Annotated in this window: 9 protein-coding genes; 4 read left to right on the forward strand and 5 right to left on the reverse strand. The window is 62.8% G+C overall.

Annotated elements, in window-relative coordinates; all coding sequences use genetic code 11:
* Positions 1 to 144 precede the first annotated feature (144 nt).
* Together OUZ45_RS05050 and OUZ45_RS05055 are read left to right on the forward strand one after the other, a co-directional pair.
* Entirely contained in the window at positions 145 to 720 is a 576-nt protein-coding gene (locus tag OUZ45_RS05050; RefSeq protein WP_266168843.1) for a TetR/AcrR family transcriptional regulator, read from the forward strand.
* Between the two features lie 135 nt (positions 721 to 855).
* A complete protein-coding gene (locus OUZ45_RS05055) occupies positions 856 to 1,632 on the forward strand; it encodes a ferredoxin--NADP reductase (RefSeq protein WP_266168844.1) in 777 nt (258 codons plus the stop codon).
* Positions 1,633 to 2,415: 783 nt separating this feature from the next.
* Here the strand turns inward: OUZ45_RS05055 and OUZ45_RS05060 are convergent.
* From OUZ45_RS05060 to OUZ45_RS05080, 5 genes are all read right to left on the reverse strand, one after another.
* Positions 2,416 to 2,955, reverse strand: coding sequence for a hypothetical protein (locus OUZ45_RS05060; protein ID WP_266168845.1), 540 nt, complete (start codon positions 2,953 to 2,955; stop codon positions 2,416 to 2,418).
* Positions 2,956 to 3,258: 303 nt separating this feature from the next.
* A complete protein-coding gene (locus tag OUZ45_RS05065) occupies positions 3,259 to 5,247 on the reverse strand; it encodes a preprotein translocase subunit SecA (RefSeq protein ID WP_266168846.1) in 1,989 nt (662 codons plus the stop codon).
* Positions 5,240 to 7,384, reverse strand: coding sequence for a hypothetical protein (locus tag OUZ45_RS05070; RefSeq protein WP_266168847.1), 2,145 nt, complete (start codon positions 7,382 to 7,384; stop codon positions 5,240 to 5,242). The genes OUZ45_RS05065 and OUZ45_RS05070 overlap by 8 nt, the downstream gene beginning before the upstream one ends.
* Before the next feature lie 75 nt (positions 7,385 to 7,459).
* Complete coding sequence (locus tag OUZ45_RS05075; RefSeq protein ID WP_266168848.1) at positions 7,460 to 9,358, reverse strand: GAF domain-containing protein; 1,899 nt, start codon at positions 9,356 to 9,358, stop codon at positions 7,460 to 7,462.
* Positions 9,355 to 10,770 (reverse strand): TolC family outer membrane protein, encoded by a 1,416-nt coding sequence (locus OUZ45_RS05080; RefSeq protein WP_266168849.1) that lies wholly within the window; start codon positions 10,768 to 10,770, stop codon positions 9,355 to 9,357. The genes OUZ45_RS05075 and OUZ45_RS05080 overlap by 4 nt, the downstream gene beginning before the upstream one ends.
* Before the next feature lie 388 nt (positions 10,771 to 11,158).
* On the opposite strand from OUZ45_RS05080, the gene bamE reads away from it, so the two are divergent.
* A complete protein-coding gene (bamE, locus tag OUZ45_RS05085; protein WP_266168850.1) occupies positions 11,159 to 11,473 on the forward strand; it encodes an outer membrane protein assembly factor BamE domain-containing protein in 315 nt (104 codons plus the stop codon).
* A gap of 27 nt (positions 11,474 to 11,500) precedes the next feature.
* Entirely contained in the window at positions 11,501 to 12,877 is a 1,377-nt protein-coding gene (locus OUZ45_RS05090) for a hypothetical protein (protein WP_266168851.1), read from the forward strand.
* Positions 12,878 to 13,146 lie beyond the last annotated feature (269 nt).

A 13,146-nucleotide genomic window follows, 5' to 3' on the forward strand; every position in this document is an offset into this window, starting at 1 on the left:
CCGCCAGCGAGACCGGCGGCCGTCGAAGGAACTTCAATGTCCCCAAGCGTCGAGCAGGCTAACTCAAGTTTGTTGCGCTAAAATGAAGCGTTGTCGACATTTTTGATCGGTCAACCAAATAATAGATAACATGGGGCATGTGCCATGACAAGAGAGAAAGATTTCGATGTCGTCGTTGCTCGTCGTGAGATGACGCAGCTCTTTCGACGCAGCGGATACCGGGCAACATCAATGAAGGATCTGGAGGCCGTTACCGGTTTGCTGTCCGGTAGCCTCTACAACGCATTCGGCGGCAAGCAGGATGTATTTCTTTCGTCGCTGGACTTCTATTTGGCGAATGTCGTCAAGCGACGCATCGATGAGCATCTACATGGCGACGACCCCATGGAATGCATACGTGCGCTGTTTACGACGACCTATCACGCGGCGCTCGGCAAGGAGCGCGGATGCCTGCTCACGAACACCGCGATCGAGATCGGCATGCACGATAAGCCGACGCATACCAAGGTGATCGCCGGCATTCGCATGTTCGAGCGCGAGTTCTTGGAGCTGGTCAAGCGTGGCCAGGCGGCCGGCAAGATTCCGTCCACCAAAGATCCGCAAAAGCTTGCGCGTCAACTTTGCGTCAGCTACCAGGGCATGTTGGTTTTGGTGAAGGTGGTCGCGACAAAGAAGGTGCTTGACGAGTACACCGACAGCATATTGGATTCGCTTACTTGAGTAATTGACCAAGAAAGTCACGCGATGTTTGATTGGACATCCAATCGTCGCAATCGATCCGTACAAAGATTGTGAATGCCGCTGTCGCGTCGACCGCTTGCATGCACCCATCGTTCAACATCAGAGGAAGCGACCATGGCCGTACTGGAGACTGAGCGTGTGATCGATGTGCGCCATTGGAATGACAGCCTTTTCAGCTTCCGCACCACGCGCGATCCCGGCTTTCGTTTCGATAGCGGGCATTTCGTGATGGTCGGTCTGGAGGTCGATGGCCGGCCGCTGATGCGCGCGTATTCCATCGCCAGCGCCAACTACGAAGAGCACTTGGAGTTCTTCAGCATCAAAGTGGCCCACGGCCCTCTCACGTCGCGCTTGCAGCACCTCAAGCCAGGCGATTCGGTCATGGTCAGTCGCAAGCCGACTGGAACCCTGGTGCTCAATGATTTGAAGCCTGGCAAGCACTTGTACCTGCTCGGTACCGGCACCGGCCTGGCTCCCTTTCTCAGCATCGTGCGCGACCCGGAGACCTATGAGCGTTTCGACAAGGTCGTGCTGGCTCATGGTGTGCGGCATATCAGCGACCTTGCCTATGCCGAGTATCTGGAACGGGAACTGCCACAGCATCCGTATTTGGGTGAGCTGGTGCGCGAGAAGTTGATCTACTACCCCAGCGTGACCCGCGATCCGTTCCGCAACCGCGGCCGCATCACCGACGCCATTGCCGATGGCTTGATGAGCGACGCCATTGGCCTGCCGCCGCTGAACCCGGACATCGACCGCGTCATGTTGTGCGGCAGCCCGGCCATGCTGGACGACATTTGCACTCTGCTCGATGGTCGCGGCTTTCGTGCTTCGCCACGGACGCGCGAGCCGGGCGACTATGTGATCGAACGCGCTTTCGTGGAGAAATGATGACTTGGCGTTGAGCCTGTCTCTTGTGCACATCTCACCTTGTGCGTGAGCATGCTTGAACTCCCTCTCCCTCGTTCACCGATTTGTGCACGGGGGAGAGGGTTGGGGTGAGGGGAGGGTGCTCGCGTGAGCGTGACTCTTTGCGTTGGCCTCCTCTCCCCTTCGGGGAGAGAATTGAGGTGAGGGGCAGGTGCTCGCGATACCTCCTCTCCCTCGTCATTCCGGCGTAGGCCGGAATCCAGTGCCTTATCGCTCGGTTGTCGCGTCTGCGTGCACGGGCTCGCCTGCCGCGGGCTTTCGAACCGCTGCTGCGGCCCGGGTCACTTTTTTCTGTTTGGCCAGAGGAAATTTGCCAAAAGAGATGCCTATATGGAGCGGTGCTGAGGGATGTGTTCTGTATTCGCGACAATCGTTGGGTTATCGCGACCTGGCCGCTTATGCAGCGGGCATTCCGGACGCCTGCCGGCGCCCAGGTCACTTTCTCTTTGCTGACCCACGCACCCTCAGGAGCGGGTGCGAACAGCGCAGCTGGCCCGAAGGGCGGAGGGAATGGATGCCCGGAGTAAAGAGAAAGTAACCAAAGAGAAATGGTCTGAGAGCAGGCGTCGTGCTTCGGGCTCGCGTCTCTTCCAGTGTCAGGCGCTCGGGTACATGAGCAAGCAGCACGCGTCACCGTAGGAGCGCACCCTGTGCGCGAAACGCGTCCGATGAGGCGCGCTTGGAAAGCAGCCCCGCTTCGCAGGGCTTTCGCGCACAGGGTGCGCTCCTACCGAACCTTCGCGGCTATACCGCGCGCGCCTGTGGCCAAGCGGTTGCATTGAACAACAGCGAGCTGGGCTGATAAGCATCCCTGGATAGCAGGGCGAAGGGTCTGTTCGGTGCCAGTTGAAGGTAAAGCGATGTCATGGTTGTGCGGGATGTCGCCTGGGGTGCACGTACGCGCCGCGTGTAGGCGCACAGGTTTGCTTCCTGGAACCGTTCGTCGAAATCCGGAAGGCTCATCAGGGCTTGCAGCCGGCGAAAGTTGGGAATGTCGGCGGGATCGATGCGCCAATAGCTTGGCCTGTGGCGCATGCTCCAGATGGTCCGGTTGGAGAAGGCTGGCGTCAGTGAAATGAAGAAATGCGCTACCCGGTTCAGTGACGATCTGGGCTGCAGCTCAATGGTGAGGCAGGCCTGTTTGATCCGCACATTCTTGGTCGTGAGTACGCCGACGCGGACGCCGAATGGATCGGCCGCAGCGAAGTCGTCGCGATCCCATGCGCGAGGATGTAAGCCGGTCAGGGCAGAAAAGAGCTTGAAGTCGATCGATTTCACATTCAAGGCAAGGCGCTCGTCAGGTGACCCTGTAGCCTTAGACGCCTTCGGCGGATGAAATTGAAATGGTCATCCAGAGAGCCTGGATTCCGGGCTGCAGCGACGAACCACGCGCTGAAGCACGCGCGATGCGAACGCCACTGGACCCCGGCCTGCGCCGGGGTGACGAGATTGAGAGGTCATCGCGAGCACCCGCCCCTCACCTCAATCCTCTCCCCCGAGGGGAGAGGAAGCTACAGCTTCTCTTCGTGCACAAATCGGTAACCAGGGAGAGGACGCAGAGGGCGAACACCTCGAAAGAGATGCCTCTTACCGCCGCGTCTTGCCGACAAACCCCAGCGCCTTCATCCACTGCGTATCCCGGGCCAAAGTCTGAACCCGCTGCTTTCGGTAGTGACTTTCGGCGCGGTCCTGCACATGGGTGACCCAGCGGCGCAACCATCGGCGACTTTGCCGGCGATCCGGCACCAGCCATTTCATTAGCCAGCGGCCCGGCTTGGGGGCGAAGCGCAGGAACAGCTCATCGTCCACGCTGACGATAGCCTCCGCGCTACCGGGGTCGCCCTGGCGTGCGCAGCGGCCGAACAGCTGACGATCGACGCGCGCCGTCTCGTGGAACTCGGTAAGTATCACGTGCAGGCCACCGGCCTGTTCGACTTCCGGCGTCAGCTTGATATCGGTGCCGCGGCCGGCCATGTTCGTCGCCACCGTGATCCGGCCTGGCTGCCCGGCCTGGGCGACTGCCTCGGCTTCGCTCTTGTCCTGTCTTGCGTTGAGCATGGTGTGGACGATGCCGTCGCGTTCCAGGCATTGGCTGAGTACTTCGGATGCCTCGACCGAGCGGGTGCCGATCAGCACGGCGCGGCCGCTGGCGGCGACTTCGGTGGCGCGGCGCGCGACCTCCTGCCAGCGCTGGGTCGCGTCGGCGCAGATGCGATCGGCCAGGCGTGCCCGCCGGCTCGGTTTGTGGGTGGGGATGCGCGTCACTGGCAGGCCGTAGGTCTGCTTTACTTCCGTCGCGACTTCCTGCGCGGTGCCGGTCATGCCGCAAAGCAGGAGATAGCGCCCGAAGAAGCGCTGATAGGTGATCTGTGCCAGCGTGCGACGCTGGCCGGTGACTTCGCAGCCTTCCTTGGATTCGATCATCTGGTGCAGGCCGCGCTCCCAGGTGCGGTCGGGCATCACGCGCCCGGTCGATTCGTCGACGATCTGCACCTTGCCCTCGGCGAGGATGTAGTGCTGGTCGCGCTGGAAGCAGTGCACCGCGGACAACGCCTTTTGCACGAATTCGTCGCGCCACAGCGGCGACCGCCACAGGCCGTCATAGGCGGCAGTGACGTCGCGCACCTGCTGCTTGCCTTGCGGGGTCAACCAGATATCGCGGTGAGTGCCCTTGATGTAATCGATGCCGGGTTGCAGCGACTGGGCCAGTGCAATCGATTGAGAGTAGATCGCCGGATCCAGGTCGTCGGGCAAGGTCTCGGAGATGATCAGCGGCGTGCTCGCCTCGTCGATCAGCACGCTGTCTGCCTCGTCGATGATCGCCACATGCAGGCCGCGCAGGATGGGCGGTTCGCCACGCCGTGCGCCGGCCAGCTCACGCAGGCGCTGCTGGGTCAGCGAGGCTTCGCCCAGCGCGATGCAGTCCTTCAAATAATCGAAGGTCAGTTCTTTGTTGGAGACATAGGTGATGTCGCACGCATACGCCTCGCGTCGCTGCGCCACCGGCATGTCCTGCAGCACCACGCCGATGCTGAGGCCGAGAAAATCGAACAGCGGTCGGTTGTGTTCGGCATCGCGCTCGGCCAGATAGTCGTTCACGGTAACCACGTGCACCGCGGCGCCGGTGACCGCGGCGGTACAGGCGGCCAGCGTGGCGGCAAGCGTCTTGCCTTCGCCGGTGGACATCTCCGCCAGTCGGCCTTGCAGCAGCGCGCGGCCGGCAAGCAGCTGTACGTCGTGATGGCGCATGCCCAGCGTGCGACGCGAGGCTTCGCGGATAAGCGCGAACGACGCTGCGAGTTGCTCGTCGGTAAAACCCTGCCGATGGGTTTCGCGGGAAACCTCGTGCAAGCGATGGCGCAGGCCTAGGTCGTCACAAGCAGCGGCTGCGCCTTCGAGCGCGGCCGTGGCCTGCAAAAAAGCGCGTGCGCGGCGACCGTCGAAACGGGGAAGCTTGCCCAGCCAGGCGCGTAGCCTGTCTTCCCAGGCCGAGCGCTTGGGGTCGAGCCGCTCCAGATAAGGGCCATCGCCAAGTCGCAGTTCGCGACGAGCCAGCAATGCACGTACGTCAGACACTGAAATGACTCAGGAACACTTGGCGCAGGCGCCGCAGCATCTGTTTGGCCAACGGCTCGCTACCGTGATCGAAACGCACATGCACGCGCTCGCCGAAGGCCGGCGCTGCATCAGGCGGCAAAGCAAGGTCGACGATGAACACGCGCTGCAGCGTCTTCAGCCCGTTGGTGTCGTTCGGGTTGGTCGGGATGACACCGCCGCCGTTCAAACCCAGCGCCGCCGTGGGCAGCTCGTCGACCGCACCGGGAAAGCTGCGCACCACGTGCGAGTCATGCACGTCACCCAGCGAATCGGACAGACGCAGGGTGACGCCGTTGAGTCGCTCGTGCACGAGATCGATGTCGTCCTGCTGCACGACCACGCGCACCAGCAACTCGCGCGGCGCCAGTACGTAGCCCAGCAGTTCACCCTTTTTGTAGTAGTGCCCGGGCATGTCCTGCGCCGTAGCAACGATCAGCTGGCCGTCGTCGTTTGCGCCGCCGACCAGACGTGCCGCCCGCGCCTGTGCGCGCTCCATGACTTCGCGTGCTTCCTGCAACTGACGCCCGGAAACACCGGCCTTCACTGGATCGGTGAACTGCTCGGCGTCATAGCGCGCCTGCGCCTGTTCGAACTTGGCCTTGTTCACCGCCAGCTCGGCCTGCAACTGCGGATTGGCGAGTGTGTAAACCGGCTGACCGCGAGACACGGCTTGTCCCGGCTGCACGAGCCACTGCGCGAAGAAGCCATTCTCCTGCGCGTGCAGCATGGCGTGGTTGGGCAGCCACACCACGCCTTGCGCATGCGAGCGCAACGGCACCGGCGCGAACAGCAGCAGTCCGCACAGCACGCCGAGCGTTACCAGCGTGCGGCGCACCGCGCGACTGCGGCAACGTTGCAGCGCAGGGCTTTCGCGAAGATGCTTCCAGCCTTTGCGCACCGGCATGCCGATCAGGCTGATCGCGCTCCAGCAGGCCATGATGACGCCGACGATGAAGAACTTGCCGGCCACCAGAAAGATCACCGACACCGTGACAAACGTGCGATAGCACCACGCCAGCGGGGTGTAGAAGAACAGCCAGCGTTGCTCTGCCGGCGTCTCGTCGGGTTTGACGGCGTCGGTGGCACCGAACGCATAGCGATCGAGCAGATACGTCCACCAGGCCTGGCCGCGCTGCGCCAGGTTGGGCATCTCGATCAGGTCGGAAAGAATGTAGTAGCCGTCGTAGCGCAACAGCGGGTTGCCGTTCACTACCAGGGTCGACACGCCGCCGATCACCATCGTGTTGAATGCCACCGCGCGCAGCACGCCGGGCTCGGCGAGCAGCCAAACATGCAAAGCCAGCGCCGCCAGGAACAGCTCCACCAGCATGCCCGCCGCGGCGACCAGTGCGCGACGGTACTTGGACGGAAAAGCCGCCGACGACGAGGCTTCCACATAAGGCACCGGCGCGAAGATCAGGAACATCAACCCCAGCTCTCGCACGGCGCCGCCCCAGCGCTTTACCGCAAAGCCGTGGCCGAGTTCGTGCAACAGCTTCACCACCGGATACACCGCCAGCATCACCCACAGGTTGCTGGAGGACAGCACGCGATCCGACAAGTTGTGGGTCAACTCGCCCCAATGCTGCGCGGCGAGCGCCAAGGCAGGCAGCATCACCGCAAGCCACAGCAGCGCGCCGAGCGGACCAAAGCACCAACCGACATAAGGCGACAGGCGGGTCAGCAGGCGATCCGGGTTGAACAGCGGTAGCTTCAGGCTCATCGGATTGAGCAGCCACTGGCGCAGCGTTTCCGAACGCTTGCGTCGATGGCGATCCAATGCGTCGGCGGAGTCGGGCGCCACATCGGTCTGCAACAGATCGGCCGCGTGCAGTTGCACCAGCAGATCCACCACTTCCGGTTGCGTACAGGCATCGCGCGACTCAGAAGCGTTGGCGCGTTCCCACAGCGACTGCACGGTGTGTCGACCGTCCATGCCGGCGATCAATGCGTAGGCGGCGGTGGAGAGGCGATAGACGCGCCCGCCGGTCTGGTCCTGCACCACGTACCAGGGACGGCCGCGGAATACGACGCGCTGTACAACGGCATAGGGCATCAGTCGCGGGCGGAGCTGGGCGACGCTGTGCCAGGAGGGGCTGAAGGGGCTACGCGCCATGACGCCACCCCATGCAACCCACCGGTAGGAGCGCACCCTGTGCGCGATGCCATCTCGCGAGGACGCCCCTCACGCCTAAAGCCCCCAATTCCATAAGCTCAACCGCACCCAATCGAGCAAGCCGTGCAGCAACACCCAGCCGAGTTTGCGACGCCCCACGCCGATCTTGCCCACACCCTCCATGCCGGGCAGCAGCAGCGGCGATTCGTGCCGCAGGCGCGCCTCTACCCGGTAGAAATTCTTGCCGTCCTGCGCGGTCGCCACCGGCATGATTCTGGCCACCGTAAACGGCATCGGATCGCCAGCGAGTCCACTCATCACCAGCTCGCCTTGCTGCCCGGTCTGCACCTGGCTGACATCGCGCTCGTCGACCTGCAGAATGATCCGGTAACTATGCAGCGGTGCAATCTCGAACAGCTTCTTGCCTGCTTCCAACGGCGTACCCACCTGCTGGCTGAGATCACCGCTGACAATCACGCCGTCGTATGGCGCCAGCACCTTCACGCGCGCCAATTTGTCATCCAGCAAATCAAGCTGCGCCTGCGCTTCGTTCAATTGCGCGCTGACTACCTGGATCGCGGTCAAGTCGTGGCCGGCCATCGCCTCGCGCAGCTTGTTGTCGTACTGATCACGCTCGCTGGACCACTTCGCGCGCTCCACCCGCAAGTCATGATCATCCAGCTGCGCTAGCGGCTGGCCTTTCACCACCGTGTCGCCGGCACGCACGAAGCCGGCGGCGAGAAAGCCTTCGAACGGGGCTGCCGCAACGCGCTGGATTTCGCCTTCGGTGACGGTCTTGGCCGAAACGCGATACGACACCGGCAGGAATACCAGTATGGCGATCGCCAAAACCGCCAGCGCTGCGCCGAGCTTCCAGAGCAGATAGCGCGGACCAAGCAAGGCGCCGAGGAAGCGCTTCGCCTCATCGCCGAATCGTTGCAGGGAGTTGCGCTCGGCATCGCGGCGCTGAGCCACCACCGGTGCAAGCAAGGCGGCGAACGTCTCCAGCCATTTGCGCTCCACCTCGGTGAACGCCTGTTCCGGCCCGCGCTCCAGCGTCAGTACAGCCATGCAGCGTGCTTGCTGCGACACCGGAAGCGACAGCAGTCTGCCGGCGCCGGTACGTTGCAGCAGCGCGGCGTGGGCGCGATAGCTTTCGGCGGGCGCCTCACTGTCCGGTTGCGCCACTTCGATCGGCTGCGCCAGATCGCAGGTTTCGCCCATGGCGGCGATATAGGCTTGCACCAGCGGCGAGGACTTCTCGAACGTGGCGGCTTCGGACAGCGCCGCCAAACGCACCTGCGCTTCGCGCACCAGGCCGATGGCGACCCGCGTGCAGTCAAAACGCCGGCGCAATTCGTTGGACAGGTCGAACAAGGCTTGCTGGAAGCGTTCGTGACGCAACGAAGTAGCGATAGTTTCCAACACACCCAGCGAGCGCGTGCTGGATTCCACCGCCGCGTCATGCTCGCGCTTGCCGAGCAGATTGGTGAGCCAGGCGCTGCTCCAGTGCAGCTCCCGCAACAGTACGGGCAGCATGCCGTCCGGCATGGGTGTTTCCAGCACCACGGCCCCGGCGATATGTTCGCTCACCGCGATGGGCGCAGCGATGTGCCATGTACCGGGCGTTTCCGCGAGGGGTTGTATGGCGACACGGCGTTCGACCAGCGCGCGCTGCACCGCGTCGCCCATGCGCGACATATCGCCATTCGCCGCCGGCCACACCGCAATCGGTACGAAGTTTTGTCCATCGGTGGATTCGACCAGCACGGCCGCCTGCGCAATGACCGGAAACTTCTCGCGCAGTAGCGCAAGCCAGGCATCGCAGAATTCAGCGGAATGGCGCGCGCCGACGAAGCGTTGCCATGGGGGCGCCATGTCGGAGGGCGCGACTTCGGTCGAGCCGGGCTCGATCGAATCGGGCTCGATCGAACCGGGCTCGGTCGAATCGGGCGGTGAGGGCAGGGCGCTCATCGTTCCTTCTCCTGCACGTGGCTGGCGAGGTGGAGAGTGCTTTCCTCATGGGCGTCGAAGCATTGATCCAGCTCGTCGATATCCATGGCCGTCAGGTCGCCCAGCGTGGCCCGCAGCTTGATGTACGAAGTGAGCTGCTGGTAGCGCCCTTTGCGCATGTCGCGACGCGCCGCGGCGATCTGTTGCTTCGCAGTGAGCACATCCGCCTCGGTCTTTACGCCGCGCGCGGTGCCGCGCTCGGCAACCGCCAGCGCGCGCTGGCCCGATGCCAGGGCCATGCCCGCCGCCTTGGCCTTGGCCGTGCCTCCGCGCCAACCGAGAAAAGCATTCTTCACGTTGAGGATGGCCTGGCGTCGCGCGGCCTCCAGATCGTCGCGCGCCTTGTCGCGCAAGGCGATCGCCTCGGCCACCTTGGCTGACTGGGTGCCGCCGGAGTAGAGCGGTACATTCAACTGCAAGCCCACCGTAAGCGTGCGGATGTGGTAACCCGTCTGGCCCGGAAAGTTGCCCACGGCCTGATCGTTGTTGCCGTAGCTGGCCACCATGTCGAGGGTGGGTTGGTGGCCGGCGCGTTGTTTGCTTATCTCGTCTTCGGCGGCGGCCAGCGCACGTGTCGCGGCGCGCAGGGCCGGGCTATGCGCGTCGATCTGTCCGAGCCATTGATCCAAGTCGCTACCGACCAGTTCGGGCAAATCCACATCGTCGCGCAGGAATGGCTGTTCGAGGCCATTGGCCGAACCCACCCATTGCTCCAGTGCGGCGAGTTTGGCCGCCTGATCCATCTCGGCCGACGTCTCGTCCGCCGCGGCTTCCTCATACTTGGCGCGTGCATCGTCGGCCTGCGGTTCGCCCTGCGTGCCGAGCTCGGCGCCACGGCGCGCGATGTCCCATTGCGCATGCAAGGCATCGCGCTGCGCGGTGGTGAACGCCACTTCGTCGCGCGTTTCCATCAGATCGAACCAGGCCGTAGCCAGCTTCTGGTAGAGCTGCTGCTCCGTGTCCTTGAGCTGGTACTCGGCCTGCTGGGTCGTGTCGTGCGCTTGATCGAGCGTGGCGATATTGGCCGGGTGCCAGATCGGCTGGGTAAGGCTCAGCTGATTGGTGAGGCTGTGATAGCGGTCGTGCAGCGGCTTGTTCTTGTCCAGCGTTTCGTAGCGACGTCGATTGCCGTTGCTGGTGGCGGTTCCGGTGATCTGCGGCAGCATGGCGCCATAGGCTTGTCGTGCGCGCGCCTTCGAAGCCTCGAGATTCGCCTTTGCAGCGCGGTAACCGGGCTCGCTGTCGTGGGCAATGGCGAACAGCTCGCCGAGCGAAGTGACGTTTGAACTTGCGATAGCGAGATGGCTGCCCATCAGGCCGAAGCAACCTATCGCCATAGAACAGATCGCCATGGACAAAGGCGTGCGCTTCACCTTGGCGCCTGCGACGACAGCCGTCGAACCTGCACTGGCCGAACCCGCTCTGGTTGGGCGTGCTCTGGTTGAGCCTGCTCTGGTTGAGCGTGTTCCGTTGGCATGAAAACGATTGCGTCGCACCTCAAATCCCTTCGCAGTGCCCGGAGGGAGAGGCTGGCCAGTCATAGGCCGCGACGGCCGGGCAGTCGCCACGAAGTGCGTGGCGGCAAACCCTCGTCAATCCGGTAAATCCCCCTGAAGCCTGGGCATTTTGGCATCGCACGTATGGCAGTGCAAAGACTTACGCGAGACTGGCTTGGCACAGGTTGATTGACATCGACATGCGCTACCATGCGCGCTCATTCGCCAGCGCTTGGCGTACTGTTTTCCAGTCTCAGGGGGAGTCATGAAGCGCATCATGGGAGCGGCCGTACTGGCGGTCGTCCTGGCCGGCTGCCACACCACCGGCCAGAAAATCACCAAACTCGATCCGGGCAGCACGCGCGAACAGGTCGTTGCGGCATTGGGGCGCCCCGATGCCATGCGCACCGTGGGTGAATTCGAGGTCTACACCTATCTCGCGCGTAAGCGCACACGGCTATCCGTTGTCCATACCGATTACACGGTGATTCTCAAGGATGGTCAGGTTGTGCAGTACGGGCCCGGCCTTGCGCGGCGCGAGGGCGTGCATAGCATGGTGATCGAGCAGCCAGAGTCTTAGGGATGCTCTGATGAGTTCTGCGTAGGCATGCCCATTCAACTCGACCGTGGAAAAGGGGTCTCTATGCGCGACCGGCCATTGCGATCGATATGGGGCGTGCTCTTCTTGCTGGTATGTATCGGCAACGCGATCGCCTCTCCACCCTCCTCACCAAGGGAGGAGAGCGCGCCGCTCGTGCGAGAAATCCTGGATGGCCCGGTGCCCGCAGAAGCATTTGCCCTGCATACCGCCGCAGCGACGATGTTCGAACTCGGGTTCGCCGAGGATGCGCGGCGGCTTGAATCCTATGGCGAGCGCACCGCCTTTCTCCACTTGCTCAATCGACCCTACACGCCGGCAGCGACCGTGCGAGAAGCGTTGAAGCAGGAAGCAACGGCTCCGGTTTCCCTGGATCAATTGCGCACCGATTTCATGCACGAGGGCTACTCGATTCAAGCGAGTACCGCGGAAGACAAGCAAGGCCCGGATCGCCGCATGGCCGATCTCGGGCGGGGAACGGCCGGTGTCGAGATAGTGTCTTTGCAGCCCGGACTTTGGGGCGCGTTTGATGCAAGGGTCACGCATTCAACCGGTCATTCGATCGGTGACGCCTATTTTCTCTTTGTATCGGCGCTCATTCGAAATAAGACCGTTGAATCGGGCCAATTTGAGTTGGGCATTCCTGTTGGCGGGCGAATGCCGATGAGATGCAAGTTCGGCAGTGTGGCCCCCGGAGGGACGGGGCAGGTTTATTGCCTGGTGGATATGGTCAGCGTTCCGCAAGACAAGGAACGCATCATCGCGACGCTCATCCGTATGCTGAGCGGCGGCCCGATCAACGATGCAAGCTCGTACGGCTTCAGGCCGGATGCTTTTCCCTTTCGGGTCACTAACCAAACGGTCGCGCAGTCGGCCAATCCTGCAGAGCGGTTTGGTGCTGACGCAAGAACCGCAGCGCAGCACATCATTGCCGGTGCGGGTTGCCGAAAGCTTGGCACTTGCGGCGGCGTGTTTGAGGGGTACGCGACGAACTCAGGCGCATGGGGCCTGGCGGTGACGACCCTTTTCATGGTCTGGACGGTAAGCCGCCAATGGCATGGCACGGGAGGACGTGGCCGCGTTTTCTTCTACCTTTTCATAATCTACTTTCTTCTGGTGACGCTGGCCGCCGCATTGAGCCTGATCGATCCGCCGGCCAGCGCGATGCCGAGCAGATACTACGCCGGACTCTTCAGCAGCCTCGCGGTGGGCCTGCTGTCCATGCCCTGGAGCTATTTCAAGCATTTGCTGGACGGTGCAGCGCCCTACGCGGCCCTGCGTGACTTGAACAGTCACGACTTCGCGCTTCAGTGGTTCTTTGTTCTGGTCAACCTGTCCTATTTGGGGTTGATGGCGCTGTTCAGCCGTTTGCCGAAGAGGCGGTAGAGGGAAGGCAGGAGAATCCGGTAGCTGCACACCTGTAGGAGCCCACCCTTTGGGCGACCGGACTGGCAACGGTCTCGCAAGATGGCATCGCGCACACGGTGCGCTCCTACGGGCTAGCAACGCCTCTGTAGGAGCCCACCCCGCGGGCGATGATCTTGCGCGGCAACGTCGTTGAATTCGCCGCCCGGACCTCTCCTCCATTCACCCATGGGTAAATGGAGGAGATGTGCCCAAATAGGCGCCGTTCGGTTCGAGGAAACGTCAGCCTC

The sequence above is a fragment of the Dyella subtropica genome, from assembly GCF_026283965.1.
GTDB classification, from domain to species: Bacteria; Pseudomonadota; Gammaproteobacteria; order Xanthomonadales; family Rhodanobacteraceae; genus Dyella_D; species Dyella_D subtropica.